The sequence below is a fragment of the Pseudomonas sp. WP18 genome (assembly GCF_036689585.1).
Taxonomy (GTDB): Bacteria; Pseudomonadota; Gammaproteobacteria; order Pseudomonadales; family Pseudomonadaceae; genus Aquipseudomonas; species Aquipseudomonas chlororaphis_E.
This window is the reverse complement of the sequence record NZ_CP144758.1, coordinates 4,451,306-4,477,453: the sequence shown is the minus strand read 5'-3', so window position 1 is coordinate 4,477,453 and position 26,148 is coordinate 4,451,306. Positions and strand designations below refer to the sequence as shown.

Genomic DNA, 26,148 nt, shown 5'->3' with positions numbered 1-26,148 from the left:
GCGTGCGGTTTTTTCTTTAGGCCTGATGCAAAGTCGTCATTAGAAAAAGGAGAGTGCTGTGTCGCGTAGACGCGTCGTAGTCACCGGTATGGGTATGTTGTCCCCACTGGGCACGGATGTGCCGGGCAGTTGGCAGGGCATTCTGGCTGGCCGCAGTGGCATTGGTCTGATCGAACACACCGACCTTTCTGCCTATTCCACCCGTTTTGGCGGCTCGGTAAAGGGTTTCAATGTCGAGGAATACCTGTCGGTCAAGGAAGCTCGCAAGCTTGACCTGTTCATTCAATACGGCCTGGCAGCCGGTTTCCAGGCAGTGCGCAACGCCGGCCTGGAGGTCACCGACGCCAACCGTGAACGCATCGGCGTGGCCATGGGCTCGGGTATTGGCGGCTTGACCAATATCGAAGAAACCAGCCGCACGCTGCACGATTCGGGGCCGCGACGGATTTCTCCGTTCTTCGTGCCGGGCTCGATCATCAATATGATTTCCGGTTTCCTGTCGATCCACCTCGGCGCACAGGGACCCAACTACGCCATCGCCACGGCGTGCACCACCGGTACTCACTGCATCGGCATGGCCGCGCGCAACATCATGTACGACGAAGCCGATGTGATGATTGCCGGCGGCGCCGAGATGGCGGCCTGTGGCCTGGGCATGGGCGGCTTCGGCGCATCCCGTGCCTTGTCGACCCGCAACGACGAGCCGACCCGCGCGAGCCGGCCATGGGACAAGGGCCGCGATGGTTTCGTGTTGTCCGACGGTGCTGGAGCACTGGTGCTTGAGGAACTGGAGCACGCCAAGGCGCGCGGCGCGACCATCTATGCCGAATTGATCGGCTTTGGCACCAGCGGCGACGCCTACCACATGACCTCGCCACCCGCCGATGGCGCCGGTGCGGCCCGCTGCATCGCCAACGCCCTGCGTGACGCTAAGATCAATGGCGACCAGGTGCAGTACATCAACGCCCACGGCACCTCGACCCCGGCCGGCGACCTGGCCGAGGCGCAGGCGATCAAGACGGTGTTCGGCGATCACGCCTACAAGCTGGCGGTCAGTTCGACCAAGTCCATGACCGGTCACCTGCTGGGTGCGGCAGGGGCGGTTGAAGCGATCTTCAGCGTGCTGGCGATCAACAGCCAGGTGGCGCCGCCGACCATCAACCTGGACGAGCCGGACGAAGGCTGCGACCTGGACTTCGTGCCGCACACGGCCCGCGGCATGGACATCGACGTGGTGTTGTCCAACTCCTTCGGCTTCGGTGGGACCAACGGCTCGCTGGTGTTCCGCCGGTTCGCCGGTTGATGGAGAGCTGGGTCGACGGTCTGCCGGCCGACGTCCTGTCGCTGAAAGATCGCGGCCTGGCTTATGGCGATGGGGTGTTTGAAACCATCGCCGTGCGCGGCGGCCGACCGCTGCTGCTGGCGCGCCACCTGCAACGCCTGGAAAATGGCTGCCGGCGGCTGGCGCTGAAGGTTGACCCGGTGGCGCTGAGCATCGAGCTGGAGGCCTACGCCCTAAGGCTGGGTGACGGCGTGCTGAAGTTGATCGTGACCCGCGGCGACAGCCTGCGCGGTTATGCGACGGACCCATCCGCCCCGGTACGACGCATCCTGCAGGGTAACCCGCCGCCGGCTTATCCTGCCGCCCATGCCGAACAAGGCGTGCATCTGTTTCCCTGTACCGTACGCTTGTCCGAGCAGCCCTTGCTCGCAGGCCTCAAGCACCTCAATCGCCTGGAGCAGGTGCTGGCCCGGGCCGAATGGACCGATGCACAGTACACCGAAGGCCTCATGCTGGATGCGTCCGGGCGAGTGATCGAAGGGGTGTTCAGCAACCTGTTCCTGGTGCGCGATGGCGCATTGATCACCGCGGACCTGAGCCGCTGCGGCGTGGCCGGGGTGATGCGCGCGGAATTATTGTTTCAAGCCGAGTCCCTGGGTATCGCCACCGACATCACCGATATTCCCCTCGAACAACTGCACCAGGCCGATGAAGTCTTCGTCTGCAACAGCGTCTATGGCGTGTGGCCCGTGCGCGCATGTGGTTCGGCACGCTGGTCGGTTGGGCCGCTCACCCGTAAACTGCAGACCCTTGCCCGCGCGTTATTGGATGCCTGATTCGTGAGACGTAAATTCTTGCTGCTGCTGGAGACCGGACTGGTTCTGGCAGGGCTGCTGATGGGCGTTTCTGCCTGGAAGATTCATTCGGCGCTGCAACAGCCGCTGAACATCACCCAGGAAGAAATGCTGGACGTACCCAACGGGACCACCCCGACCGGGACCCTCAAGCGCCTGGAGGCCGACGGCCTGATCAGGGACGCTTTCTGGCTGCGCATCTACTGGCGCTTCAATCTGGCCGACCAGCCGTTGCACTCCGGTGAGTACCGGATGGTGCCGGGCATGACCATGGAAGGCCTGATCAGTGTCTGGAAGCGCGGCGAAGTGGTGCAGTACGGCGTGACCTTCGTGGAAGGCTGGAATTTCCGCCAGGTGCGTGCAGCGCTGGCCAAGACCGACAAGCTGCAGCAGACCCTTGCCGGTCTGAGCGACAGCCAGGTCATGGAGCGCCTCGGGCATCCCGGCGTGTTCCCCGAGGGGCGGTTCTTCCCCGACACTTATCGCTTCGTGCGCGGTACCTCGGATGTCGAGCTGTTGGCCAAAGCCTATGACCGGCTGGAAGACGTGCTTGCCAAGGAGTGGGCCCAGCGTGCCGCCGATGTGCCTTACACCCAGCCCTATCAGGCGCTGATCATGGCGTCGCTGGTGGAGAAGGAAACCGGGGTGCCCCAGGAACGCGGCCAGATCGCCGGCGTATTCGTACGGCGCATGCGCCTGGGCATGTTGCTGCAAACCGATCCCACGGTCATCTACGGCCTGGGCGAGCGCTACACCGGCAAGCTCACCCGTGCCCACCTCAAGGAAGAAAACCCGTACAACACCTATCTGATTCCGGGTTTGCCGCCCACGCCGATTGCGATGGTGGGCCGCGAAGCGATTCATGCGGCGTTGAACCCGACACCGGGCGACAGCCTCTACTTCGTCGCCCGAGGCGACGGCAGCCATGTGTTCTCCGACGACCTGGAGTCGCATAACAACGCTGTGCGCGAGTTCCAGCTCAAGCGCCGTGCCGATTACCGTTCCAGCCCGGCCCCGACCGCGCCGGACGGGCAGGCCCCGATTCCGGCGGCCTCGCCCGACACACAACCCGAAGCCGTGCCCCAGGTACCGGCGCAGCAACCGGCTCCAGGGCCGGATGCCAGCGAGCCGCCGAGCCCGCAATGACTCTGATTAAGGACTGCCCGTGACTGGCTTGTTTATTACGCTGGAAGGCCCGGAAGGCGCCGGCAAGAGTACCAACCGCGACTACCTGGCCGAGCGCCTGCGGGCCGCCGGCATCGAAGTGGTGTTGACCCGTGAGCCGGGCGGCACGCCTTTGGCCGAGCGGATTCGCGAGGTGCTGTTGGCGCCGATCGAAGAAGTCATGAACCCGGACACCGAGCTGTTGCTGGTGTTTGCCGCACGCGCGCAACACCTGGCCGAAGTGATACGCCCGGCGCTGGCCCGCGGCGCGGTGGTGCTGTGCGACCGCTTCACCGATTCGACCTATGCCTACCAAGGCGGCGGCCGGGGGCTATCCCTGGAGCGTATTGGTGCACTGGAAACCTTTGTCCAGGGCGACCTGCGGCCGGACCTGACCCTGGTGTTCGACCTGCCGGTGGAAATCGGCCTGGCCCGCGCCAGCGCTCGTGGCCGACTGGATCGCTTCGAGCTGGAAGGCCAGGCCTTCTTCAATGCGGTGCGCAACGCCTTCCTGGGCCGTGCCAAGGCCGATCCGGCGCGCTACCTGTTGATCGACGCCGCTCAGCCGCTGGCCCAGGTCCAGCAGTCCCTGGACGCGTTGTTGCCAGGTTTGCTGGAGCGCGCCCGTGGCTGAAGCCTATCCCTGGCAAGACGGGCTCTGGCAGCAACTGGCCGGTCGTGCCCAGCATGCCCACGCCTATCTGTTGCACGGCCCAGTCGGGATCGGCAAGCGGGCATTGGCCGAGCGCCTGATGGCGAGCTTGCTGTGCCAGCGCCCGACGGCCTCGAACGCGTGTGGCGAGTGCAAATCCTGCCTGTTGCTCAAGGCCGGCAGCCATCCGGACAATTACGTGCTGGAGCCGGAAGAGGCGGACAAGGCGATCAAGGTCGACCAGGTTCGCGATCTGGTCAGCTTCGTGGTCCAGACCTCGCAGATGGGCGGGCGCAAGGTGGTGCTGATCGAGCCGGTCGAGTCGATGAACATCAATGCCGCCAACGCCCTGCTCAAGAGCCTGGAGGAGCCTTCCGGCGACACCGTGCTGTTGCTGGTCAGCCACCAGCCTAGCCGTTTGCTGCCCACCATCAAGAGCCGTTGCGTGCAACAGGCCTGCCCGCTGCCAAGCCAGGCGATGAGCCTGCAATGGCTGGCCCAGGCCCTGCCCGACAACACCGACGAGGAGCGTGCCGAGTTGCTGACCCTCGCGGCCGGCTCGCCCCTGGCGGCGGCCAGCCTCCAGGCCCAGGGCGTGCGCGAGCAGCGAGCGCTGGTGGTGGACGGGGTCAAGAAACTGCTCAAGCAACAGCAATCGCCCACGCAGCTGGCCGAAGGCTGGAACGCCATACCGTTGCTCCTGCTGTTCGACTGGTTCTGCGACTGGTCGAGCCTGGTCCTGCGCTACCAGCTCACCGAAGACGAGGCCGGCCTTGGGCTGGCGGACATGCGCAAGGTGATCCAGTACCTGGCGCAAAAAAGCAGCCAGGACAAAATCTTGAACATTCAGGACTGGATACTTGCCCAACGTCAGAAGGTGCTGAGCAAGGCGAACCTCAATCGGGTACTGTTGCTCGAAGCGCTGTTGGTGCAGTGGGCGAGTTTGCCTGGTCGCAACTGACAGACACCGCCTAGACTGAGCTCAATCGCAGCGGAGATCAGCATGAACGAACCTGTCAGTCCCGGCCCACGCAATGGCATCCTGTCCCTCACCATCAAGGACAAGTCGGTGCTCTACGCTGCCTACATGCCCTTCATCAAGAATGGCGGCCTGTTCATTCCCACGAACAAGCATTATCGCTTGGGCGACGAGGTGTTCATGCTGCTGAGCCTGATGGATGAAGCGGAAAAAATCCCGGTCGCCGGCAAGGTGATCTGGATGACGCCCAAGGGCGCCCAGGGCAACCGCGCCGCCGGTGTTGGCGTGCAGTTCAGCGATGGCGACAATAGCGCCCGCAACCAGATCGAAACCCACTTGGCCGGCTCCCTGAAGTCCGACCGTCCTACCCATACGATGTAGCCCAGCCCTTTATGCTTGTAGATTCCCATTGTCACCTCGACCGCCTCGACCTCGCCGCCCATGATGGCTCCCTGGATGCCGCCCTGGACGCCGCCCGCCAGCGAGGTGTCGGCCATTTCCTGTGCATCGGCGTCAGCGCCGACAACGCCGCCGACGTTAAGGCGCTGGCCGAGCGTTATGCCGATGTCGATTGTTCGGTCGGTGTCCACCCGCTGGATGTCCAACCTGACGCCGCCCCTGCGCTCGACTGGCTGCTGCGTGAGCTCGATCATCCACGGGTGGTGGCCATTGGCGAGACCGGCCTGGACTACCACTACGAGCCCGAAGCCGCCGACGTCCAGCAGGCATCGTTCCGCCTGCACCTGGAAGCGGCTCGGCAGACCGGCAAGCCGGTGATCATTCACACCCGAGGTGCCCGGGCCGATACCCTGGCCTTGCTGCGCGAGGCTGCGCTGCCTCAGGCCGGAGTGCTGCACTGTTTCACCGAAGACTGGGACATGGCCAAGGCTGCGCTGGACATGGGTTATTACATCTCCTTGTCCGGGATCGTCACGTTTCGCAATGCCGATGCCCTGCGAGACGTGGCCAGCAAGGTGCCGGCCGACCGCCTGCTGGTGGAAACCGATGCGCCTTACTTGGCGCCGATTCCCTATCGCGGCAAGCCCAACCTGCCGCAATACGTGCGGGAAGTGGCGGAGTTCCTGGCGATGCTGCGCGGCGAGTCGTACGAGCGTTTCGCCGAGCAGACCACGGAGAATTTTAAGAAATTGTTTCCACTGGCCCACGTCCGCGCGGCGCAGGCCTGAATTTCATGCAAAAAAAACCCGGGTTCTGGGGGGTGAATCCGGGTTAAGACCATTAGGAGTAAAACAAAGGCACGCGGTCCTTTGGTACCTTTATCAGCGCGTCACTTGGGGGAGATGTCGCGCCGACAGTTGAAGTATTGATCACTATGCCGACGCGTCCAGTCGGGCCCGGACGGTTTTTAAACAAATTTGGAATACGCTCGCTTCGGATAGGTTCTCACTGTGGCTGCGGCCGGGGAGGTAGAGCGTATCGAGGTGAATCCTGGGAAGCCTGGCATGCGCGGTTTTCTGAAGAACTGCGGCCGAGAACGGATGATCCGTGCATTTTTGCGTAAGTTAGGCATAATACCCGGCTTCGAATTTTGACCCTTCAGACCTTTTTCTTATGCACAAAGAACCCCGTAAGGTCCGTGAGTTTCGCCGCCGCGAGCAGGAAATTCTCGACACCGCGCTCAAGTTGTTCCTCGACCAGGGTGAAGACAGTGTCACCGTCGAGATGATTGCGGATGCCGTGGGTATCGGCAAAGGCACGATCTATAAACATTTCAAATCCAAGGCGGAGATCTACCTGCGCCTGATGCTCGACTACGAGCGCGATTTGAACGAGCTGCTGCATTCGGCCGATGTGGACAAGGACAAGGAGGCGCTGTCGCGGGCCTACTTCGAGTTCCGCATGCGCGACCCGCAGCGCTACCGCCTGTTTGATCGCCTGGAAGAGAAGGTGGTCAAGGGCAACCAGGTGCCGGAAATGGTCGAGGAGCTGCACAAGATCCGTGCCTCGAACTTCGAGCGCCTGACGTTGTTGATCAAGGGTCGGATCACTGAAGGCAAGCTCGAAGACGTGCCGCCTTATTTCCACTACTGCGCGGCCTGGGCGCTGGTGCATGGCGCGGTGGCGTTGTATCACTCGCCGTTCTGGAGCAACGTGCTGGAAGATCAGGAAGGCTTCTTCCAGTTCCTGATGGACATCGGCGTGCGCATGGGCAACAAGCGCAAGCGCGATACGGACGTGCCGAGCAACTGACATTCAGCTGCCTGATTGCGCCATGTCCGCTTACATGGCGCAGTGCCCCAGGAATATACTCAGGCATGGGCCTTGCGCAGACTTGATTTCTAGGTCAAGTTTTATCAGCCCCATTATCCTTTCGCCGGAGTGATCCATGATCGTTGACCGTCAAGGCAGGCGTTTCCGCAATCTGCGGATCAGCCTGACTTCAGCCTGCAATTACGCCTGTACCTACTGCGTGCCCGACGGCAAGCGGCTGGTGGCTGCGCAGGATGAACTGTCGGCCGACGCGATGGCGCGGGGCGTGGCCTACCTGATCGAGGCGGCCGGCATCGAGCGGCTGCGCATTACCGGTGGCGAGCCGTTGGTCAGTCCGAAGCTTGAGCGATTCATGGCCGCGGTGGGGCAGATGGGCCTGGAAGACATCAGCCTGACCACCAATGGCCAGTTGCTGGCGAAAAAGCTGCCCTTACTGGTTGACGCCGGGATTCGCCGCATCAACGTTTCCCTCGATACCCTGGATCCCGCGGCGTTTCGCAGTATCGCCCGGGGCGGTGACCTGGCGACCGTGCTCGATGGCATGGAGCAGGCCCGGGCCGCCGGGATGAAGATCAAAGTCAACATGGTGCCGTTGCGCGGGCAGAACCTGGACCAGGTGATGCCGTTGCTCGAATACTGCCTGGCGCGCGGCTATGAACTGCGGTTCATCGAGCTGATGCGCATGGGGCACCTGGCCAGCGACTCGAATGCATTCTTGCAGCAGTTCGTCAGCCTCCAGCAACTGCTCAGCCTGATCGGCGACCAATACGAATACCTGCAGGCCAACGCGCCCGTGGACGCCACGGCGGTGCGCTACGAGATCCCGGGGCTGGGGTATTTCGGCGTGATTGCCAACGAAAGCGTGCCGTTTTGCCGGACCTGTTCGCGGCTGCGGTTGTCGTCCACGGGTTGGCTGCACGGCTGCCTGTCGTCGAGCAATCGGCACTTTGTCGGCGACCTGCTCGACAAACCCCGTCACCAGGCGTTGCCTGCCCTTCAACGATTGTTGGTCAAGGCGCTGGGGGATAAGCAGGAAGTCGCGTTTTCCGGCGGTGCAACCATCATGAAAATCATCGGCGGCTGACAGCCGTTGTGGCGAGGGAGCTTGCTCCCGCTGGGCTGCGCAGCAGCCCTTTTCGGTCTGAAGTCTTACGACTGCTTCGCAGCCGAGCGGGAGCAAGCTCCCTCGCCACGGATGTTCCGAGGCTGAAATTCCGACAAGTTCCTGAGCTGGCGCAAAAGCTGCATCCCACGGCCATTCGCCGGTTTTCCGACACCGGTTCTTGGAGGGTAGGATGCGTAGCCTGGTTTTGCTGCTGGCCGTTTTGGCGCTTGGCGGCTGCATGAATGTCAGCGACATGGGAGAGGGCGTTCGTTACCACATGAGTGATGCCGGCCTGCTGGACCACAGCGACAGCCGTCGGGTGAACAACCTGCGTATTCAGCCGGACTCGTTCATCTTCATCGCCCAGGGAGCCTTCGCCCCGCCAGGTGGCGCTTATCCGCGGCCCAACGTGGTGGCCGAGGAGGCCTTCAACGGTTTCATCGAATACTTCCCCATGGTTCGTCGCGCCCGCGCCCCCGAAGGCCTCGACCAGGCCATGGGCGAAGCCCGGGCCGCCGGCGCTCATTACCTGCTGTACACCCGTTTCGCCAAGGCGGATAACCGCATCGGCAACACCGATGAATGGGCGGACGAGGAAGCGGTGGATCGCCTGGGGGTCGACACCAGTGTCATTCAGATCATGTTGATCGAGACCAGCACCCAGTATTTGATTGATACTGCACGCATCAAGAGTCGTGGCGGTTTACTGACGTTGCACGACAAACAACCCCAAGACCTCATCGCCACGCCGTTGCGTGAGTATGCCCGCAGCCTGCTGGGGATGAGCGACGAGTAACCATTAGGAGTCACCATGAGCGGACCGCAAAAAGCCAATGACTTGCTGGTGCAGATCCCCAAGACCAAAGGCCTGCCGCCGGTCCACTTGTGGAATCCCGACTTCTGCGGCGACATCGACATGCGCATCGCCCGGGACGGCACCTGGTACTACCTGGGCACTCCCATCGGGCGCAAGCCGATGGTCAAACTGTTCTCTACCATCATCCGCCGCGACGGCGATGATTATTTCCTGATCACCCCTGTGGAAAAAGTCGGCATCCAGGTCGACGACGCGCCGTTCGTGGCCGTGACCCTGGATGTCGAAGGCGAGGGGGAAGGGCAGCTCCTGCGTTTTACCACCAATGTCGAGGAAACCACCGAAGCCGGCCCCGAGCATCCGATGCGAGTGGTGATCGATCCTCAAACCCAGGAACCTGCGCCCTACGTCCATGTGCGCAGTAATCTCGAAGCGCTGATCCACCGCAATGTGTTTTACCAACTGGTGGAATTGGCGGTCAGTCGTGAGATGGATGGGCAGCGCTGGCTGGGTGTGTGGAGTGGTGGCGAGTTCTACCCGATAGGCCTGGAGCCTTAGATCCTGTGGGAGCGGGCTTGCTCGCGAAGGCGATAAGTCAGTCAAATCACTGTTTGCTGATTTACCACTTTCGCGGGCAAGCCCGCTCCCACATTGTTTTGTGCAAGATTCGGATTGACACCCAATCGTATGATGATTAGCGTGGGCCACCACAAGAACAGCCCACGGGGTCTCCATGTCCAGCAGTTTTCATGCATCGACCGTCGATTGGTTGGGTGGCTGGATAGCCGCCGGCCAGATCAAGCCTGGGCAAACCATCAAGGTCGAAGCGGACCTGGGCGAGCAACTGGGCGTCAGCCGTACGGTGATTCGCGAGGCGATCAAGACCCTGGTGGCCAAAGGCATGCTGGAGGTCGGGCCGAAAGTCGGCACCCGGGTATTGCCCGTGCGCCGCTGGAACCTGTTCGACCCGCAGGTGGTCGGCTGGTTGTCGCGCAGCGGCCTGCCGGAAAACTTTGTCGATGACCTGTTGGACCTGCGTCGTACCATCGAACCAATGGCGGTCCGCTGGGCCTGCGAGCGCGCCACGGCCGAGCAGGTGACGGCGATTCGCCTGGCCTACCATGCCCTGGAACGGGCGGTGGACAGCGGCACCGATTACAACCGTGCCGACCAGTTCTTCCACGAGTGCATCCTCGCCGCCAGTCATAATCAGTTCATCGAACAGATGGTCCCGGCCCTCGGGGCGTTGCTGGCCGTGTCGTTCGAGGTGTCGGCCGCCGACCCGGATGAACTGCGGCGCACATTACCCATCCATAAGGACATCGCCGAAGCCATCGCCGCCCGTGACGCGGCGCGAGGCGTGTGGGCCTGCATGACCCTGATCGATAACGCCGACCTGGCGATCAAACGCTTTTACCCCAATGTCATGGCCGGTCGCACGGAGACCGCCGGACCCATCGGGAACAGGAGATTTCAATGAAGTGCAAGGCTGTGACGGAACACCGTGCGCAATTGGGCGAAGGGCCCTTCTGGGATGAACCGACCCAGGCGTTGTACTGGGTCGACATCGCCGGCAAGCAGGCGCTGCGGTTGATCGGCGCCAATGTGCAGATCTGGCAGATGCCCGAGCATGTCTCGGCCTTTATCCCAACCCAGAATGGCGACGCGCTGGTGACCCTGAGCAGCGGTGTCTATCGGCTGGACCTCGACTCGCCTGGGCTGCAACCGCGCCTGACGCTGCTGTGCATGGCCGATCCCCAGCCCGGCAACCGCCCCAACGAGGCCCGCTGCGATGCCCAGGGCCAGCTCTGGCTCGGCACCATGCAGAACAACATCGGCGATGCCGGCGAAGACTTGCCCATCGAACGACGTTCCGGCGGGTTGTTTCGCGTCGGTAGCGACGGCCGGGTGATGCCGCTGTTACGTGGGCTGGGCATTCCCAATACGTTGCTGTGGAGCCCCGACGGCACCACGGTGTACTTCGGCGACAGCCTCGACGGCACGCTGTATCGGCACTTTATCTACCCCGAAGGCCACTTGGCGCCGCCCGAGGTCTGGTTCGGCCCCCACCCGCGCGGCGGGCCCGATGGTTCGGCAATGGACGCCCGTGGCTACATCTGGAACGCGCGCTGGAATGGCAGTTGCCTGCTGCGCTTGCACCCGGACGGCCATGTCGACCAGGTGATCGAGTTGCCTGTCAGCCGCCCGACCAGCTGTGTGTTTGGCGGCGAAGACCTCAAGACGCTGTACATCACCAGCGCGGCGAGCCCGCTGGGCCACCCGCTGGACGGTGCCGTGCTGTCGATGCGGGTCGATGTGCCAGGGATAGCGTGTACGAGGTTTGCTGGTTAAATCCCAGAATATGGGATGTAAATATATATATTGAGATTGTTGGCCGGCCGGGTTTATAGTCGGCTCCATCAGCAAGACGCACTCACACTAAAAAAACAAGACAGGTGAAGTGATGCAACGATCCTCCCCCGTGTGCCCCGGTGGCGTACGCGAGCCAGTGTTTTTCCAAGTGCCTCTGGACCGGTCATCCGTGGATGCCCGGTTTTCGTCATGCCTGGAAACAGGAGATTTGATCCATGGCTGATGCGCTTCGCCTGCCGCCCGTGCCGGAGCCGCCCAAGGGCGAGCGCCTGAAGGGCAAGGTCGTGTTGCTCACCGGGGCGGCCCAGGGGATTGGCGAGGCGATCGTCGCCGCGTTCGCGTCGCAGGCGGCGCGATTGGTGATCAGCGACATCCAGGCGCAGAAGGTCGAGCAAGTGGCCGCGCTCTGGCGTGAGCGCGGGGCGGACGTCCACGCCATGCGGGCTGACGTGTCGAACCCGCAGGACCTGGACGCCATGGCCCGCCGGGCTGTCGAACTGCATGGTCGCATCGACGTGCTGGTGAACTGCGCCGGCGTCAACGTCTTCCGCGACCCGTTGGAAATGACCGAGCAAGACTGGCGGCGCTGTTTCGCCATCGACCTGGATGGTGCCTGGTACGGTTGCAAGGCGGTGTTGCCGCAGATGATCGAGCAGGGCGTCGGCAGCATCATCAACATCGCCTCGACCCATTCGTCCCACATTATTCCCGGCTGTTTCCCATACCCGGTGGCCAAGCACGGCCTGTTGGGCCTGACCCGCGCCCTGGGCATCGAATACGCACCCAAGGGGGTACGCGTGAACGCCATCGCCCCGGGTTACATCGAAACCCAGCTGAACGTCGACTACTGGAACGGCTTTGCCGATCCCCATGCCGAACGCCAACGAGCACTGGACCTGCACCCGCCGCGGCGTATCGGGCAACCGATCGAAGTGGCCATGACGGCGGTGTTCCTGGCCAGCGATGAAGCACCTTTTATCAATGCCTCATGCATCACCATCGATGGTGGGCGTTCGGTCATGTACCACGACTGAACGAACCTGGATGGCCGGGTGAAACTTCGCCTGTCATCCAATCATCATACGATATGACTATTTAGGCCTATGCTGTGTAGCAACGTGCTGTAACCGCCCAGCCTGCGTTTTTTCACCGACGGTGGAGCAGGGCCCTGGACGTCTGGCTTTCAATAAAAAAAACAAGGAGTCAACTATGAAGCATCGTCGTGGGATCCGTTCCCTGTGCCGCGCCGCCCTGGCGGTTACCGCGGTCAGCCTCAGCAGCAGCTTGCTGGCGGCTGATCCCGTGAAAATCGGTTTCCTGGTCAAGCAGGCCGAGGAGCCTTGGTTCCAGACCGAATGGGCGTTCGCCGAGAAGGCGAGCAAGGATAAAGGCTTCGAACTGATCAAGATCGCCGTGCCCGATGGCGAGAAAACCCTTTCGGCCATCGACAGCCTGGCCGCCAACGGCGCCAAGGGTTTCGTGATCTGCCCGCCGGACGTGTCCCTCGGCCCGGCCATCATGGCCAAGGCCAAGCTCAACGACCTCAAGGTCATTGCCGTCGACGACCGTTTCGTCGACGCCAGCGGCAAGTTCATGGAAGACGTCCCGTACCTGGGCATGGCCGCGTTCGAAGTAGGCCAGAAGCAGGGCGCCGCCATGGCTGCCGAAGCGAAAAAACGTAACTGGGACTGGAAGGACACCTACGCGGTGATCAACACCTTCAACGAGCTGGACACCGGTAAGAAGCGCACCGACGGTTCGGTCGATGCGTTGAAGAAGGCCGGGATGCCGCAAGACCATATCCTCTTTTCGGCGCTCAAGACCCTCGACGTACCAGGCAGCATGGACTCCACCAACTCCGCCCTGGTGAAACTGCCCAGCGGCGCGAAGAACCTGATCATCGGCGGCATGAACGACAACACCGTGCTGGGCGGCGTGCGCGCCACCGAAAGTGCCGGCTTCAAGGCGGCGAACGTGATCGGGATCGGTATCAACGGCACCGACGCCATTGGCGAGCTGAAGAAACCCGACAGCGGCTTCTTTGGGTCAATGCTGCCAAGCCCGCACATCGAAGGCTACAAGACCGCCGAGATGATGTACGAGTGGATCACCACCGGCAAGGAACCGCCGAAGTACACCGCAATGGACGAGGTGACGCTGATCACCCGCGAGAACTTCAAGCAGGAGCTGGAAAAAATCGGCCTGTGGAACTGACGGTCGGTTGATTCAAGAGTGGCCCTGGTAACGGGGCCGCTTGATCTCTGTGAGTTCGAGGTGGTTATGCAAGCGCAAACAGCGACACAACAACACAACATCGGCGGCAGCTTGCGGTTCAACGGGATCGGCAAATCCTTTCCCGGCGTGCAGGCGCTGGCCAACATCAGTTTCGTCGCGCATCCGGGCCAGGTCCATGCCTTGATGGGCGAGAACGGCGCGGGCAAGTCCACGTTGCTGAAGATCCTCGGCGGCGCCTACATCCCGAGCAGCGGCGAGCTGCAGATCGGCGAGCAGACGATGGCCTTCAAATCCACCGCCGACAGCATCGCCAGCGGCGTGGCGGTGATTCACCAGGAGTTGCACCTGGTGCCGGAAATGACCGTCGCCGAGAACCTGTTCCTCGGCCATCTGCCGGCTCGCTTCGGCCTGGTCAACCGTGGGTTGTTGCGCCAGCAGGCGCTGAACCTGCTCAAGGGCCTGGCCGACGAAATCGACCCGCACGAAAAGGTCGGCCGCCTGTCCCTCGGCCAGCGCCAATTGGTGGAAATCGCCAAGGCGCTGTCCCGTGGCGCCCATGTCATCGCCTTCGACGAACCCACCAGCAGCCTGTCGGCGCGGGAGATCGACCGGTTGATGGCGATCATCGCGCGCCTGCGGGATGAGGGCAAAGTGGTGCTGTATGTCAGCCACCGCATGGAAGAGGTGTTCCGCATCTGCAACGCGGTGACGGTGTTCAAGGACGGTCGCTACGTGCGCACCTTCGAGAACATGGGCGAGCTGACCCACGACCAGTTGGTCACCTGCATGGTCGGCCGCGATATCCAGGACATCTACGATTACCGTGCGCGCGAGCGCGGCGAAGTGGCGTTGCAGGTCGAGCGCCTGCTCGGGCCGGGGCTGCGCGAGCCGGTGAGTTTCCAGGTGCACAAGGGTGAAATCCTTGGCCTGTTCGGGTTGGTGGGGGCCGGTCGCACCGAGCTCCTGCGCTTGCTGAGCGGTCTGGAGCGCCAGACCGAAGGGCGCCTGGTCCTGCATGGCCAGGAACTGACACTGCGTTCGCCCCGGGACGCCATCGGTGCCGGCGTGCTGCTTTGCCCGGAAGACCGCAAGAAGGAAGGCATCATGCCCCTGGCGAGCGTGGGCGAGAACATCAACATCAGCGCCCGTAGCGCCCATTCCACCCTGGGGTGCCTGTTGCGCGGCGATTGGGAGCGGGGCAACGCCGACAAACAGATCAAGGCGTTGAAAGTGAAGACCCCGACGGCGGGGCAAAAAATCATGTACCTGTCCGGCGGCAACCAGCAGAAGGCGATTCTCGGTCGCTGGCTGTCGATGCCGATGAAGGTGTTGTTGCTGGACGAGCCGACCCGCGGCATCGACATCGGCGCCAAGGCCGAGATCTACCAGATTATCCACAACCTGGCAGCCGACGGTATCGCGGTGATCGTGGTGTCCAGCGACCTGATGGAAGTGATGGGTATTTCCGACCGGATCCTGGTGCTCTGCGAAGGGGCCATGCGTGGCGAGTTGCCGCGCGACCAGGCCAATGAATCCAACCTGCTGCAACTGGCGCTGCCACGCCAACGCGTTGCCGACGCGGCGAACTGAGAGGTAATCATGACCATTCAAAACAATGCACTGCCAACGGCGCGCAAACCCCTGGATATGCGACGTTTCCTCGACGATTGGGCCATGTTGCTGGCGGCCATCGGGGTCTTCGTGCTCTGCACGCTGTTGATCGACAACTTCCTGTCGCCCTTGAACATGCGCGGCCTGGGCCTGGCGATTTCCACCACCGGCATCGCCGCTTGCACCATGTTGTATTGCCTGGCCTCCGGGCACTTCGACCTGTCGGTCGGCTCGGTGATCGCCTGTGCCGGCGTGGTCGCGGCCGTGGTGATGCGCGACACCGACAGCGTGTTGCTGGGCGTCGGCGCGGCGCTGGTGATGGGGCTGATCGTCGGCCTGATCAACGGCATCGTCATCGCCAAGCTGCGGGTCAATGCGTTGATCACCACGCTGGCGACGATGCAGATCGTCCGCGGCCTGGCCTACATCTTCGCCAACGGTAAAGCGGTGGGCGTGTCCCAGGAAGCGTTCTTCGTGTACGGCAACGGCCAGTTGTTCGGCGTGCCGGTGCCGATCCTGATCACCATTGCCTGCTTCCTGTTTTTTGGCTGGCTGCTGAACTACACCACCTATGGGCGCAACACCATGGCCATCGGCGGCAACCAGGAAGCGGCGTTGTTGGCGGGGGTGAACGTTGATCGCACCAAGATCATCATCTTCGCCGTGCACGGTGTGATCGGCGCCCTGGCCGGGGTGATCCTGGCCTCGCGCATGACCTCGGGGCAACCGATGATCGGCCAGGGCTTCGAGCTGACCGTGATCTCGGCCTGCGTCCTGGGTGGGGTGTCGCTCAGCGGTGGTATCGGCATGATCCGCCACGTGATTGCCGGCGTGCTGATCCTGGCGATCATCGAAAACGCGATGAACCTGAAGAACATCGACACCTTCTACCAATACGTCATCCGCGGCTCGATCCTGTTGCTGGCGGTGGTGATCGACCGCCTGAAACAGCGCTGAACCCTGCGGCGGCCGGGCGGGCCCCTTCGCGGGCAAGCCCGGCTCCCACAGTGGCTACAGTGGTGGGTGATTTTGTGGTGGGTGCGAATCTTGTGCCGGCCTGGGTTTTGTGGGAGCGAGCTTGCTCGCGAAGGCGTCATCCCTGACGCTCAACCATCACCCTGCCTTGCGCAACGCCTCGACCAGTTCCTGCTTGCGCATCTTCGAACGCCCGGGGATGTTCTTCGCACGGGCTTCCTTCATCAGGCTGTCCACCGTTTGCGTCTGGTGGGAGGCCTTGCTGCTGCGCGGATGGCCTTCGCGGGTCTTGGCGGCGCGGCGGGCGGATTCCTTGCGATCGGTTTTCTTCTGCGCCACCGGCTTGTCCTTCCCCGAACCGCCGGCGCGCTCACCTCCGCCCGATTGCTTGTTCACCGTCGCCCAGGCCCGGGCCTCGGCCTTCTCTTCGGACAAGCCTTTCTTCTCGTAGCTTTCCTCGATGTGCTCGGCCTTGCGCTTTTGCTCGGCGGTGTACTTGTCTTTGCTTCCACGAGGCATGGGACCTTCCTCCTCCGGTGTGTGAGCCGCGCTTACTGGCTGGCGCCGCCGCCTTCGGAACCCGAACCCCCGGTGGTGGTTTTCGAGCCCACGCCGGTCCCGGCGTTGTCGGGGGCGGTGGCGTCAGGGGTATTCATCCCGCCCTGGCGACCCATGTCATTGCCCTGCACGCGCGGGTCGGTGCCGGTGGCTGGTGGCTGACCATTGTTCAAGGTGCCGCCGCCGGTTCCGTCGGTGTTCAACTTGGGCAGCCCTTGGGTGGCCGGGGAGTTGGGCGCCTGTACCGGGTCGGTCGGCCCGGTGCCGGAAGTGGTCGCCGCGAACGCCGCCGAGGACAGCAGCGTGGCGAGGGTAAATGCAGTCAGCCTTGAAGTGATCATGGTGTCGCCTCCATTTTTTTGAATGCTTGCCTGATCTTGGGCCTTGGCGGTTCGAGGTTGGTGCCTGGAGGGCGACGAATGGCGCATTGGAAAACCGCCTGTCTATCTGCCAGAAGCAGGACGCTGACCGTGACGAGCGCGACGTAGCGGCTTAGTATGGCGTTTTCAATTGGCTACAAGGCCTGTCCATGTCGATCGAGATCCGTCCCGCGCAACCCAGCGATGCGCCGCAAATCCTTGCCTTCATCACCGAATTGGCCGATTACGAAAAGGCTCGTCACGAAGTCATCGCCAGTGTGGCCGACATCGAGCGCAGCCTGTTCAGCGAAGGCGCGACCGCCCACGGTTTGATCTGTCTGCGCGATGGCGTGCCGATCGGTTTCGCGGTGTTTTTCTTCAGCTACTCCACCTGGCTGGGCAGCAATTGCCTGTACCTGGAGGACCTGTACATCACCCCCGACCAGCGCGGCGGCGGGGCGGGCAAGACGCTGTTGCGGCATCTGGCGAAGATCGCCTGTGACAACGATTGCGGCCGTTTCGAATGGAGTGTCCTGGACTGGAACACGCCGGCCATCGAGTTCTACAAGTCCCTGGGTGCGCAGCCTCAGGAAGAATGGGTGCGCTACCGCATGGACGGCAAGGTGCTACGGGATTTCGCCCAGGGCCATTGAACGGCTCACGAGTGGTCGTTGGACGCCCACTGGGCAAACCCCGGTCGCTGCTCCAGGCGCTTGCAATACGCGGCAACGGCCGGGTAGTGCGGGCGCTCCATGGGCGCCTGGCGCCAGCGGTGCACGGATAGGCCGATGAGCACGTCGGCCAGGGAAAAATCGGCACCCGCCACGTACGCGCCGGTGCGGTTCAACTGCTGCTCCAACAGGCCCATCTTCTCATTCCAGCCCTTGATGCCTGCGGCAATGGCCGACGGGTCTTGCATCGCCGGGTTCTTGCGCACCAGCGCGTGAAACGCGTAGCCCCATGACGGGTTGAGCTCCGTCGCCTGCCAGTCCATCCACTGTTCGATCCGCGCCCGCGCAGCTGGCTCGACGGGCAGCAGATCGCTGCGTCCATGCTTGCCCACCAAGTAGCGGCAGACGGTGTTCGACTCCCAGAGCACACCATTCTCGTCAATGATCACCGGCACCCGGGCGTTGGGGTTCAGCGCCAGGAATTCCGGGTTCTGGGTCGAATTGAAGCCGATGCCCCAGTCTTCCCGGTCGTAGTCGATGGCCAGTTCCTGGCAGGTCCACAGCACCTTCCTGACGTTGATCGAAGAGGTCCGACCGAGAATTTTCAACAGTTGTCCCATTACGTTTTCCCTGAGAGTAGAGGCATCCGACGCAGAACGTAGCAGGGTCGCGGGCGGATGGCGATGGGTTTGGAGGAGGGTGATTTTAATCCCAATATATGGGAGTGTTATTTATATATTGAGATTTTTCTGTGCTCAGGTTTATAGTCCGCCTCACTCACTGCCAAAAAACAGAACAGGTGAAGCGGATGCAGGCGCAATTGATCGCGCTCGATTGGGGGACCACCTCATTACGGGCTTACAAACTCGCCGCCGGCGGCGAGGTGCTGGAACAGCGCGCGCTGTCGTCGGGAATCATGCAATTGCCCGCCGGGCCGCGCACCGTGGCCGGTCGGCTATGCAGCGATGGTTTCGAGCTGGCGTTCGACGAGGCCTGTGGCGACTGGCTCGATGCACAGCCAGGCTTGCCAGTGATTGCCTGCGGCATGGTGGGCAGCGCCCAAGGCTGGCGCGAAGCGCCTTACTGCGACACGCCGGCCAACGTGGCCAATCTCGGACATTCCCTACAAACCGTTCGCAGTCTTCGCGGTGTCGACGTGCACATCGTGCCCGGCGTGATCCAACGTTCCCGCTTGCCCAATGTGATGCGGGGTGAAGAGACCCAGGTGCTCGGCGCCTTGCACAGCCTGCCGGACGAAGCCGTGTTGATCGGCCTGCCGGGCAGTCATTCGAAATGGGTGGAAGTGGCCGACGACTGCATCGTGCATTTCGATACCTTCATGACCGGTGAGATCTTCGCCGTGCTCAGTGATCACAGCATTCTCGGTCGGACCCAGCAGCGGGGCGCGACGTTCGACGGCGAGGCCTTCGATCGCGGCGTGCAGGTGGCGTTGTCCACGGACGGTCAGATCGGCCCGCTGTCGACGGTGTTCAGCGCCCGTAGCCTCGGCCTGACCGGTGCACTCGGCGCCGCAGCCCAAGCGGACTACCTTTCCGGCCTGTTGATTGGCCACGAATTGATGGCGTTGGCCGCCGTGCAACGCCAGCGGCGCAACAGCGTCCACCTGCCAACGGTGGTGCTGATCGGCAATTCCCAACTCTGCGCCCGTTATCAACGAGCGCTCGACGCCTGCGGTTTTACCCGGGTGACCCTGGCCGAACAGGCCACCGAACGTGGTTTGTGGCAACTGGCCGTGGCGGCCGGGCTGCTCGATTCCACCGCATCGCGTTAACCCTGACTGGAGGTCTGACATGCTCACTCAAGCACTGGCGCACAACGGGCTGATCGCGATCCTGCGCGGTCTGCGTCCCGAAGAGGCGGCAGCCATCGGCGAAGTCCTGTACAGCGCCGGATTTCGCGTCATCGAGGTACCGCTCAATTCCCCCGAGCCGTACGAAAGTATCCGCATTCTGCGCAGTACCTTGCCCGCCGATTGCCTGATCGGTGCCGGCACCGTGCTTACGCCGGAGCAGGTGGAACAGGTCAAGGCCGCCGGCGGCCAGGTAATCGTCATGCCCCACAGCGACCCGAAAGTCTTGCGTGCGGCGAAAGCCGCAGGGTTGTACCTGTCGCCGGGGGTCGCCACGCCCACCGAAGCCTTCGCCGCACTGGCCGAAGGCGCCCATGTCCTGAAGCTGTTTCCCGCCGAGCAAATGGGCCCGGCAGTGGTCAAGGCCTGGCTCGCCGTGCTGCCGGCCGGGACCGTGCTGGTGCCGGTGGGCGGGATCACGCCGGACAACATGGCGGTGTTCGTCGAGGCCGGCGTCAAGGGCTTTGGCCTCGGTTCCGGGCTGTTCAAGCCGGGCCTGACGGCCGAGGAGGTCGCGGTGCGCGCCAAGGCCTATGTGGCCGCGTGGAATGCCCTGAACTGAAGATTTTTCCGGCGCTGCAGGCGCTGCATCCGATAAGAGAGACAACAAGATGAAAATCACCAAACTGACCACCTTCATCGTTCCGCCGCGCTGGTGCTTCCTCAAGGTCGAGACCGACGAGGGTGTCACCGGTTGGGGCGAGCCCGTGGTCGAGGGCCGTGCCCACACTGTGGCGGCAGCCGTTGAAGAATTGTCCGACTACCTGATCGGCAAAGACCCACGCAACATCGAAGACATCTGGACCGTGCTCTATCGCGGCGGCTTCTACCGCGGCGGCGCCGTGCATATGAGCGCCTTGGCCGGCATCGACCAGGCGTTGTGGGACATCAAGGGCAAGGCCCTGGGCGTGTCGGTCAGCGATTTGCTCGGAGGCCAGGTGCGCGACAAGATCCGCGTGTATTCGTGGATCGGCGGTGACCGGCCGGCGGACACCGCCCGCGCCGCCAAAGAGGCCGTGGGCCGTGGCTTCACGGCGGTGAAGATGAATGGCACCGAAGAGCTGCAGTTCCTCGACACCTTCGAGAAGGTCGACCTGGCCTTGGCCAACGTCGCCGCCGTGCGCGATGCGGTCGGGCCGAACGTCGGCATCGGCGTGGATTTCCATGGCCGCGTGCACAAGCCGATGGCCAAGGTGCTGATGAAGGAACTTGACCCGTACAAGCTGATGTTCATCGAAGAGCCGGTGCTCAGTGAAAACTACGAGGCGCTCAAGGAACTGGCGCCGCTGACCAGCACGCCGATTGCCCTGGGCGAGCGCTTGTTCTCCCGTTGGGACTTCAAGCGCGTGCTCAGTGAAGGCTACGTCGACATCATCCAACCGGACGCCTCCCACGCCGGCGGCATCACCGAAACCCGCAAGATCGCCAACATGGCCGAGGCCTACGACGTGGCGCTGGCGCTGCACTGCCCGCTGGGGCCGATCGCCCTGGCGGCGTGCCTGCAACTGGACGCCGCGTGCTACAACGCGTTCATCCAGGAGCAGAGCCTGGGCATCCACTACAACGAGAGCAACGACCTGCTGGACTACATCAAGGACCCGCAGGTGTTCGACTACGACCAGGGTTTTGTGAAAATCCCCAACGGCCCGGGGCTGGGCATCGAGATCAACGAGGAGTACGTCATCGAGCGCGCGGCCATCGGCCACCGCTGGCGCAATCCGATCTGGCGGCATGCCGACGGCAGCTTCGCCGAGTGGTAACTGCCTGACACTCCGCCAATCCCTGTGGGAGCGGGCTTGCTCGCGAAGGCGGTGTGTCAGCCGCACATTCGTCAGCTGACACTCCCTCTTCGCGAGCAAGCCCGCTCCCACAGTTTGATCTCCGTAGGTCAGGAGATCGCTCATCAAGCGCCCGTTTCCTCAATAACCATAAAAAGAGGCACCTTACATGCAAGCGCACACCCTGAGCGCGCAGGCGTCGTTGGTGACGCCCAGCCGCAAGCGTTTTTTCATCATGGTCCTGCTGTTCATCACCGTGGTGATCAACTACCTGGACCGCAGCAACCTGTCGATCGCCGCTCCCGCACTGACCAGTGAACTGGGCATCGACCCGATTCATGTCGGGCTGATTTTCTCGGCATTCGGCTGGACCTACGCCGCCATGCAGATTCCTGGCGGTTGGCTGGTGGACCGCGTGCCGCCGCGCATCCTGTACAGCGTGGCGCTGTTGTTATGGTCGGCGGCCACGGTGATGCTCGGTTTCGCCGCCAGCTTCATCGCGCTGTTCGTGTTGCGCATGGCGGTCGGTGCCCTGGAAGCGCCGGCGTATCCGATCAACAGCCGCGTGGTGACCACCTGGTTTCCCGAGCGCGAGCGGGCCACGGCCATCGGTTTCTACACCTCCGGGCAGTTCGTCGGGCTGGCCTTCCTGACGCCGGTGCTGGCGTGGCTGCAACACGCTTTCGGCTGGCACATGGTGTTCGTGGTGACCGGTGCCGTGGGCATTATCTGGGCGGCGATCTGGTACGCGGTGTATCGCGAGCCACGGGACTTCAAAGGCGCCAACGCCGCCGAAATCGAGTTGATCCGCGAGGGCGGCGGGCTGGTGGACATCCAGGCCGAAACCACCCGGGCCAAGGCGAAGTTCAGTTGGGCCGACCTCGGCATCGTCCTGACCCAGCGCAAGCTGTGGGGCATCTACCTGGGGCAGTTCTGCCTGAACTCCACGTTGTGGTTCTTCCTGACCTGGTTCCCGACCTACCTGGTGAAATACCGCGGGATGGACTTCATCAAGTCTGGCTTGTTGGCGTCGTTGCCGTTCCTGGCGGCGTTTGTTGGCGTGTTGTGCTCGGGGTTTTTCTCCGACTGGCTGATCCGGCGCGGTGCCACCGTGGGGTTCGCGCGCAAGCTGCCGATCATTGGCGGGTTGCTGATCTCCACCGCGATCATCGGGGCCAACTTCGTCGAGTCGACACCGCTGGTCATCGCCTTCCTGGCCCTGGCGTTCTTCGGCAATGGCCTGGCGTCGATCACCTGGTCGTTGGTTTCCACCCTGGCGCCGGCACGCCTGCTCGGGTTGACGGGCGGGGTGTTCAACTTCATCGGCAACCTGGCGGCCATCGCCACGCCCATCGTCATCGGCTTCCTGGCCAGTGGCGATTCGTTCGCCCCGGCCATCACCTACATCGCCGTTCTGGCACTGGTTGGCGCGCTGTCCTACATCCTGCTGGTCGGGAAGGTCGAGCGCATCGAGTTGTAGTCCGACGGGGCGGGCGACCATAATGCCGCCCGTTCCCCGCTCACTGTTGAAGGCCGGTTATGCAGCAAGACGAACCAAAAACCACCAAGGACGCAGCGCCTACGGGCACCCAGACATTGCTGCGCGGCCTGGGGGTGGTCCAGGCAGTCGCCAGCGGCGCCCGTGACCTGAAGGAAATCGCCCGGCTGATCGGCACTACCCGCAGCACCACCCATCGCCTCGCCAGTTGCCTGGTGGAGGAACGTTACCTGCGCGTGGTGCCACAAGTGGGTTACCTGCTGGGGCCGAAGTTGATCGAGCTGGGTTTCCAGGCCCGGGAAGAACTGCCGCTGGTGAACCTGGCGGGGCCGTACCTGGACGAATTGTCGGCGCTCACCGGGGACACCGTGCACCTGGCGATCCGCGAAGGCGACGAGGTTTTGTACCTGCTGAAGAACCCAGGGCGCAACGGCCCGGAAATGCGCTCACGGGTGGGCCATCGCATGCCTTTGGCGCGCACCGGGATCGGCAAGGCGTTGATGCTCGATGATTCTCCGCAGATGTGGCAGCGGTTGTATGAAATCAGCCTGCCGGCCGGCGGCAAGCATCAATTCTGGCCCCAGCATCAGGAGCAATCCTGGGAGCAGTTCCAGCAACGGATGCTGGAGTACGTGGCGGGGGGCTATGCGTTCGACCTGGAAGACAACGAACCGTCGATTCGCTGCGTGGCGGCGCCGATTCGTGACGCCGGCAAACGGATTGTCGCCGGTATCAGCATCGCCAGCACCGTGCCGTACATGCCGCTGGAAAAAATGGCCGAGCTGATTCCCTTGGTCAAAGGGGTCACAGCCCGGCTTTCGGCGGAGTTGGGCGCCAAGGTCTGATGAGTGGCCGGTGTGGCTAATTCGAGTATTCGAATTAACCGTACAGGCCACTGCGTCAGGCCTTGAGCGTGGCCATGTCGATGACGAAGCGATACTTCACGTCACCGGCGATCATGCGGCTGTAGGCCTCGTTGATCTGGCGGATGTCGAGCATCTCGATGTCGCAACTGATGTTGTGTTCGGCGCAGAAGTCCAGCACTTCCTGGGTTTCAGCGATGCCACCGATCAGCGAGCCGGCCAGGGCCCGGCGTCCCATGATCAAGTTGGCCGCATGCACTGGCGGATCGATCGGCTCGACCAGGCCCACCAGGATGTGCACGCCGTCGAAGCGCAGGGTACTGAGGTAGGGGTTGAGGTCGTGCTGTACCGGAATGGTGTCCAGCAGGAAGTGGAAGCGTCCGGCTGCGGCGGCCATCTGCTCGGCGTCGGTGGATACGATCACATGATCGGCACCCTGGCGACGGGCTTCTTCGGCCTTGCTGGCCGAGCGGGTGAACAACGTGACTTCCGCACCCATGGCCTTGGCGAACTTGATGCCCATGTGGCCGAGGCCGCCCATGCCCAACACGCCGACCTTGTCGCCGGCTTTCACGCCGTGGTGTTTGAGCGGGGAGTAGGTCGTGATGCCTGCGCAGAGGATCGGTGCGGCGCTGGCCAGGTCCAGCCCAGCCGGGATGCGCAGCACGAAGTGCTCCTGAACCACGATGCTGTTGGAGTAGCCACCCATGGTATGGCCGCCACTCACGCGGTCCGGGCTGGCGTAGGTCTGGGTCATACCCTGATAGCAGTATTGCTCCAGGTCGGCATGACAGGCTTCGCACTCGCGGCAGGAGTCGACCATGCAGCCTACGCCCACCACGTCGCCGACCTTATGGCGGGTCACATTCGCACCGACGGCGGTAACCTTGCCGACGATCTCGTGGCCAGGCATCAGCGGGTAGACGGCGATGCCCCACTCGTTGCGCGCCTGGTGGATGTCGGAGTGGCAGACGCCGCAGTAGAGAATTTCGATCGCCACGTCGTCGGCCCGTGGGCTGCGGCGTTCGAACTTCATAGGGGCGAGGGGCGCGGTGGGTGATTGAGCGGCGTATCCGATGGCGGTGTACATGATGGACCTCGCTAAGCAGTGAACAGTGAGGTGATCTATTCTGGGAGCCGTGGCGGCCTGCGGCGATGGCGATTCCTACGGGTGTCATGCCTAATCCTCCGACCTTGGCCGTGGATTGCTCCTATGGGGCGCCAGACCTGCGATGATGTCCTCATCCCTTTTTCCGTGAAGTTTTCCCCATGTTGCTGACTCGTCATCTCGATGCCAACGCGGCGCTGGTTTCGCTGATCGAACCCTTGGCGACCCGTGACGGCTTTATCCCTACACGTCTTGCGGGCGTGCAAGTGCTGCGGTGCAGCCAGGACATTGCCCGTGGCCCGCAGCTCTACGAACCGAGCCTGGTGATCATCGCCCAAGGCAGCAAATTGGCTTATCTGGGCCCGCGCACGCTGGAGTACGGCGCCGGGCATTACCTGATCCAGGCACTGCCGGTGCCGTTCGAGTGCGAAACCTATGCCATGCCCGATGCTCCGTTGCTCGGGATATCCGTGGCGATCGATCGGGCGCTGTTGGGCGAGTTGGTGCTGGCCATGGGGTTGATGCCGGGGCGAAGCCTCGCGGCCCAGACGCCGGAGTCCATGACCAGTGCCGTGCTCGATGGCGCCATGCGCGGCTGCGTCGAACGTCTGCTGCAATGCTTGCATGATCCGCTGGAGTGCAAGGTCATGGGCCAGGCGCGACTGCGCGAATTACTCTTCGCCGCCTTGCGCGGGCCCCAGGCCGATGTGCTCAGGGCGCTGGTGGAACAGCACGGCCAGTTCGCCCGGATTGCCGCGGCCCTGAGCCATCTGCACGCGCACTTCACCGAGCCGCTGAACGTCGAGACCCTCGCCAACTGCGCCAACATGAGTGCTTCGACGTTTCATGAGCATTTCAAGCGCAGCACGCTGCTTTCGCCGGTGCAGTACCTCAAGCGCTTGCGTTTGCTCAAGGCCCAGCGGCTGTTGCTCATCGATGGCATGGGGGTGGCGCAGGTGGCGCATCAGGTGGGGTATCAGAGCTCGTCGCAGTTCAGCCGGGAGTACAAGCGTTATTTCGAGCGCAGCCCCGGGGAAGAGCGCGCCGCCTGATCCTGTGATGTTCACCTGTGGGAGCGAGCTTGCTCGCGATAGCGGCGGTTCAGCTTGCATCAATGTTGAATGGGCTGCCGTCATCGCGAGCAAGCTCGCTCCCACACGTTGGTCT

The 26,148-nt window shown here is 62.9% G+C and carries 28 protein-coding genes; 24 read left to right on the top strand and 4 right to left on the bottom strand.

Features of this window, described 5'->3' with window-relative positions:
• Positions 1-58 precede the first annotated feature (58 nt).
• The 17 genes from fabF (at position 59) to araH (ending at position 16,258) form a co-directional block, all read left to right on the top strand.
• The gene (gene fabF / locus V5F23_RS19675; RefSeq protein WP_047736424.1) at positions 59-1,303 is read left to right on the top strand and encodes a beta-ketoacyl-ACP synthase II; all 1,245 of its coding nucleotides are present in this window, start codon (positions 59-61) and stop codon (positions 1,301-1,303) included.
• Entirely contained in the window at positions 1,303-2,118 is an 816-nt protein-coding gene (pabC, locus tag V5F23_RS19670) for an aminodeoxychorismate lyase (protein WP_047736423.1), read from the top strand. Before fabF ends, pabC begins: the two co-directional genes overlap by 1 nt.
• Before the next feature lie 3 nt (positions 2,119-2,121).
• On the top strand, positions 2,122-3,282 hold the full coding sequence (gene mltG, locus V5F23_RS19665; RefSeq protein WP_080964300.1) for an endolytic transglycosylase MltG: 1,161 nt from the start codon (positions 2,122-2,124) through the stop codon (positions 3,280-3,282).
• Positions 3,283-3,301: 19 nt separating this feature from the next.
• Positions 3,302-3,934, top strand: a complete 633-nt coding sequence (gene tmk, locus V5F23_RS19660; RefSeq protein ID WP_042730327.1) for a dTMP kinase — start codon at positions 3,302-3,304, stop codon at positions 3,932-3,934.
• Positions 3,927-4,913 (top strand): DNA polymerase III subunit delta', encoded by a 987-nt coding sequence (locus tag V5F23_RS19655; protein WP_047736421.1) that lies wholly within the window; start codon positions 3,927-3,929, stop codon positions 4,911-4,913. Before tmk ends, V5F23_RS19655 begins: the two co-directional genes overlap by 8 nt.
• Positions 4,914-4,955: 42 nt before the next feature.
• The gene (locus tag V5F23_RS19650; RefSeq protein WP_042730325.1) at positions 4,956-5,312 is read left to right on the top strand and encodes a PilZ domain-containing protein; all 357 of its coding nucleotides are present in this window, start codon (positions 4,956-4,958) and stop codon (positions 5,310-5,312) included.
• A gap of 11 nt (positions 5,313-5,323) precedes the next feature.
• Positions 5,324-6,118: a TatD family hydrolase gene (locus V5F23_RS19645; RefSeq protein ID WP_123578333.1), complete on the top strand. Its 795-nt coding sequence runs from the start codon at positions 5,324-5,326 to the stop codon at positions 6,116-6,118.
• Positions 6,119-6,503: 385 nt separating this feature from the next.
• Entirely contained in the window at positions 6,504-7,142 is a 639-nt protein-coding gene (locus V5F23_RS19640) for a TetR/AcrR family transcriptional regulator (protein ID WP_042730323.1), read from the top strand.
• A gap of 136 nt (positions 7,143-7,278) precedes the next feature.
• Positions 7,279-8,247: a radical SAM protein gene (locus V5F23_RS19635; protein WP_042730322.1), complete on the top strand. Its 969-nt coding sequence runs from the start codon at positions 7,279-7,281 to the stop codon at positions 8,245-8,247.
• Between the two features lie 211 nt (positions 8,248-8,458).
• Positions 8,459-9,064: a DUF4823 domain-containing protein gene (locus tag V5F23_RS19630; protein WP_042730321.1), complete on the top strand. Its 606-nt coding sequence runs from the start codon at positions 8,459-8,461 to the stop codon at positions 9,062-9,064.
• A 15-nt stretch (positions 9,065-9,079) separates the two neighbouring features.
• A complete protein-coding gene (locus tag V5F23_RS19625; protein ID WP_338496189.1) occupies positions 9,080-9,640 on the top strand; it encodes a DUF1285 domain-containing protein in 561 nt (186 codons plus the stop codon).
• A 175-nt stretch (positions 9,641-9,815) separates the two neighbouring features.
• The gene (locus tag V5F23_RS19620; protein ID WP_338496187.1) at positions 9,816-10,562 is read left to right on the top strand and encodes a FadR/GntR family transcriptional regulator; all 747 of its coding nucleotides are present in this window, start codon (positions 9,816-9,818) and stop codon (positions 10,560-10,562) included.
• Positions 10,559-11,434, top strand: coding sequence for an SMP-30/gluconolactonase/LRE family protein (locus V5F23_RS19615; protein ID WP_338496185.1), 876 nt, complete (start codon positions 10,559-10,561; stop codon positions 11,432-11,434). The genes V5F23_RS19620 and V5F23_RS19615 overlap by 4 nt, the downstream gene beginning before the upstream one ends.
• A gap of 236 nt (positions 11,435-11,670) precedes the next feature.
• On the top strand, positions 11,671-12,489 hold the full coding sequence (locus V5F23_RS19610; RefSeq protein ID WP_212802881.1) for an SDR family oxidoreductase: 819 nt from the start codon (positions 11,671-11,673) through the stop codon (positions 12,487-12,489).
• A gap of 175 nt (positions 12,490-12,664) precedes the next feature.
• On the top strand, positions 12,665-13,669 hold the full coding sequence (locus tag V5F23_RS19605; protein ID WP_042730316.1) for a substrate-binding domain-containing protein: 1,005 nt from the start codon (positions 12,665-12,667) through the stop codon (positions 13,667-13,669).
• Positions 13,670-13,735: 66 nt separating this feature from the next.
• Positions 13,736-15,280, top strand: a complete 1,545-nt coding sequence (araG, locus tag V5F23_RS19600; protein ID WP_042730315.1) for an L-arabinose ABC transporter ATP-binding protein AraG — start codon at positions 13,736-13,738, stop codon at positions 15,278-15,280.
• A 9-nt stretch (positions 15,281-15,289) separates the two neighbouring features.
• Entirely contained in the window at positions 15,290-16,258 is a 969-nt protein-coding gene (araH, locus tag V5F23_RS19595) for an L-arabinose ABC transporter permease AraH (RefSeq protein WP_042730314.1), read from the top strand.
• 156 nt (positions 16,259-16,414) lie between these two features.
• Here the strand turns inward: araH and V5F23_RS19590 are convergent, their stop codons facing one another.
• Complete coding sequence (locus V5F23_RS19590) at positions 16,415-16,795, bottom strand: Rho termination factor N-terminal domain-containing protein (protein WP_047736416.1); 381 nt, start codon at positions 16,793-16,795, stop codon at positions 16,415-16,417.
• A gap of 32 nt (positions 16,796-16,827) precedes the next feature.
• On the bottom strand, positions 16,828-17,175 hold the full coding sequence (locus V5F23_RS19585; protein WP_042730312.1) for a hypothetical protein: 348 nt from the start codon (positions 17,173-17,175) through the stop codon (positions 16,828-16,830).
• Between the two features lie 188 nt (positions 17,176-17,363).
• Between V5F23_RS19585 and V5F23_RS19580 the strand changes: the two genes are divergently transcribed.
• Positions 17,364-17,846, top strand: a complete 483-nt coding sequence (locus tag V5F23_RS19580) for a GNAT family N-acetyltransferase (protein WP_042730311.1) — start codon at positions 17,364-17,366, stop codon at positions 17,844-17,846.
• A 5-nt stretch (positions 17,847-17,851) separates the two neighbouring features.
• Here V5F23_RS19580 and V5F23_RS19575 read toward each other — a convergent pair whose 3' ends face one another.
• Positions 17,852-18,484 carry a glutathione S-transferase family protein gene (locus V5F23_RS19575; RefSeq protein WP_338496178.1) on the bottom strand — a complete coding sequence of 211 codons (633 nt, stop codon included), beginning with the start codon at positions 18,482-18,484 and terminating at the stop codon, positions 17,852-17,854.
• A 188-nt stretch (positions 18,485-18,672) separates the two neighbouring features.
• Here V5F23_RS19575 and V5F23_RS19570 point away from each other — a divergent pair, with 188 nt between their 5' ends.
• From V5F23_RS19570 to V5F23_RS19550, 5 genes are all read left to right on the top strand, one after another.
• Entirely contained in the window at positions 18,673-19,656 is a 984-nt protein-coding gene (locus V5F23_RS19570; RefSeq protein WP_042732131.1) for a 2-dehydro-3-deoxygalactonokinase, read from the top strand.
• A gap of 19 nt (positions 19,657-19,675) precedes the next feature.
• Positions 19,676-20,296 (top strand): 2-dehydro-3-deoxy-6-phosphogalactonate aldolase, encoded by a 621-nt coding sequence (locus V5F23_RS19565; RefSeq protein WP_042732130.1) that lies wholly within the window; start codon positions 19,676-19,678, stop codon positions 20,294-20,296.
• Between the two features lie 49 nt (positions 20,297-20,345).
• The gene (gene dgoD, locus V5F23_RS19560) at positions 20,346-21,494 is read left to right on the top strand and encodes a galactonate dehydratase (protein ID WP_042732129.1); all 1,149 of its coding nucleotides are present in this window, start codon (positions 20,346-20,348) and stop codon (positions 21,492-21,494) included.
• 187 nt (positions 21,495-21,681) lie between these two features.
• Positions 21,682-22,992: an MFS transporter gene (locus V5F23_RS19555; protein WP_042732128.1), complete on the top strand. Its 1,311-nt coding sequence runs from the start codon at positions 21,682-21,684 to the stop codon at positions 22,990-22,992.
• Positions 22,993-23,051: 59 nt separating this feature from the next.
• The gene (locus tag V5F23_RS19550; RefSeq protein ID WP_042732127.1) at positions 23,052-23,855 is read left to right on the top strand and encodes an IclR family transcriptional regulator; all 804 of its coding nucleotides are present in this window, start codon (positions 23,052-23,054) and stop codon (positions 23,853-23,855) included.
• A gap of 55 nt (positions 23,856-23,910) precedes the next feature.
• On the opposite strand, the gene V5F23_RS19545 is transcribed toward V5F23_RS19550, so the two are convergent.
• The gene (locus V5F23_RS19545) at positions 23,911-24,963 is read right to left on the bottom strand and encodes an NAD(P)-dependent alcohol dehydrogenase (RefSeq protein WP_047736413.1); all 1,053 of its coding nucleotides are present in this window, start codon (positions 24,961-24,963) and stop codon (positions 23,911-23,913) included.
• A gap of 179 nt (positions 24,964-25,142) precedes the next feature.
• On the opposite strand from V5F23_RS19545, the gene V5F23_RS19540 reads away from it, so the two are divergent.
• Positions 25,143-26,033: an AraC family transcriptional regulator gene (locus V5F23_RS19540; protein WP_212802880.1), complete on the top strand. Its 891-nt coding sequence runs from the start codon at positions 25,143-25,145 to the stop codon at positions 26,031-26,033.
• The last annotated feature ends 115 nt before the right edge of the window (positions 26,034-26,148 follow it).

Excerpts from the sequence above, each read along its gene's own strand:
- V5F23_RS19635 (WP_042730322.1), top strand. The coding sequence starts at position 7,279 with ATGATCGTTGACCGTCAAGGCAGGCGTTTCCGCAATCTGCGGATCAGC.
- V5F23_RS19630 (WP_042730321.1), top strand. The coding sequence starts at position 8,459 with ATGCGTAGCCTGGTTTTGCTGCTGGCCGTTTTGGCGCTTGGCGGCTGC.
- V5F23_RS19555 (WP_042732128.1), top strand. The coding sequence starts at position 21,682 with ATGCAAGCGCACACCCTGAGCGCGCAGGCGTCGTTGGTGACGCCCAGC.
- V5F23_RS19540 (WP_212802880.1), top strand. The coding sequence starts at position 25,143 with ATGTTGCTGACTCGTCATCTCGATGCCAACGCGGCGCTGGTTTCGCTG.
- V5F23_RS19575 (WP_338496178.1), bottom strand. The coding sequence starts at position 18,484 with ATGGGACAACTGTTGAAAATTCTCGGTCGGACCTCTTCGATCAACGTC.
- V5F23_RS19615 (WP_338496185.1), top strand. The coding sequence starts at position 10,559 with ATGAAGTGCAAGGCTGTGACGGAACACCGTGCGCAATTGGGCGAAGGG.
- V5F23_RS19550 (WP_042732127.1), top strand. The coding sequence starts at position 23,052 with ATGCAGCAAGACGAACCAAAAACCACCAAGGACGCAGCGCCTACGGGC.
- V5F23_RS19650 (WP_042730325.1), top strand. The coding sequence starts at position 4,956 with ATGAACGAACCTGTCAGTCCCGGCCCACGCAATGGCATCCTGTCCCTC.
- dgoD (WP_042732129.1), top strand. The coding sequence starts at position 20,346 with ATGAAAATCACCAAACTGACCACCTTCATCGTTCCGCCGCGCTGGTGC.
- araG (WP_042730315.1), top strand. The coding sequence starts at position 13,736 with ATGCAAGCGCAAACAGCGACACAACAACACAACATCGGCGGCAGCTTG.
- V5F23_RS19585 (WP_042730312.1), bottom strand. The coding sequence starts at position 17,175 with ATGATCACTTCAAGGCTGACTGCATTTACCCTCGCCACGCTGCTGTCC.
- V5F23_RS19645 (WP_123578333.1), top strand. The coding sequence starts at position 5,324 with ATGCTTGTAGATTCCCATTGTCACCTCGACCGCCTCGACCTCGCCGCC.
- V5F23_RS19590 (WP_047736416.1), bottom strand. The coding sequence starts at position 16,795 with ATGCCTCGTGGAAGCAAAGACAAGTACACCGCCGAGCAAAAGCGCAAG.
- V5F23_RS19565 (WP_042732130.1), top strand. The coding sequence starts at position 19,676 with ATGCTCACTCAAGCACTGGCGCACAACGGGCTGATCGCGATCCTGCGC.
- V5F23_RS19580 (WP_042730311.1), top strand. The coding sequence starts at position 17,364 with ATGTCGATCGAGATCCGTCCCGCGCAACCCAGCGATGCGCCGCAAATC.
- araH (WP_042730314.1), top strand. The coding sequence starts at position 15,290 with ATGACCATTCAAAACAATGCACTGCCAACGGCGCGCAAACCCCTGGAT.
- V5F23_RS19640 (WP_042730323.1), top strand. The coding sequence starts at position 6,504 with ATGCACAAAGAACCCCGTAAGGTCCGTGAGTTTCGCCGCCGCGAGCAG.
- V5F23_RS19610 (WP_212802881.1), top strand. The coding sequence starts at position 11,671 with ATGGCTGATGCGCTTCGCCTGCCGCCCGTGCCGGAGCCGCCCAAGGGC.
- V5F23_RS19625 (WP_338496189.1), top strand. The coding sequence starts at position 9,080 with ATGAGCGGACCGCAAAAAGCCAATGACTTGCTGGTGCAGATCCCCAAG.
- V5F23_RS19620 (WP_338496187.1), top strand. The coding sequence starts at position 9,816 with ATGTCCAGCAGTTTTCATGCATCGACCGTCGATTGGTTGGGTGGCTGG.
- V5F23_RS19570 (WP_042732131.1), top strand. The coding sequence starts at position 18,673 with ATGCAGGCGCAATTGATCGCGCTCGATTGGGGGACCACCTCATTACGG.
- pabC (WP_047736423.1), top strand. The coding sequence starts at position 1,303 with ATGGAGAGCTGGGTCGACGGTCTGCCGGCCGACGTCCTGTCGCTGAAA.
- V5F23_RS19605 (WP_042730316.1), top strand. The coding sequence starts at position 12,665 with ATGAAGCATCGTCGTGGGATCCGTTCCCTGTGCCGCGCCGCCCTGGCG.
- V5F23_RS19545 (WP_047736413.1), bottom strand. The coding sequence starts at position 24,963 with ATGTACACCGCCATCGGATACGCCGCTCAATCACCCACCGCGCCCCTC.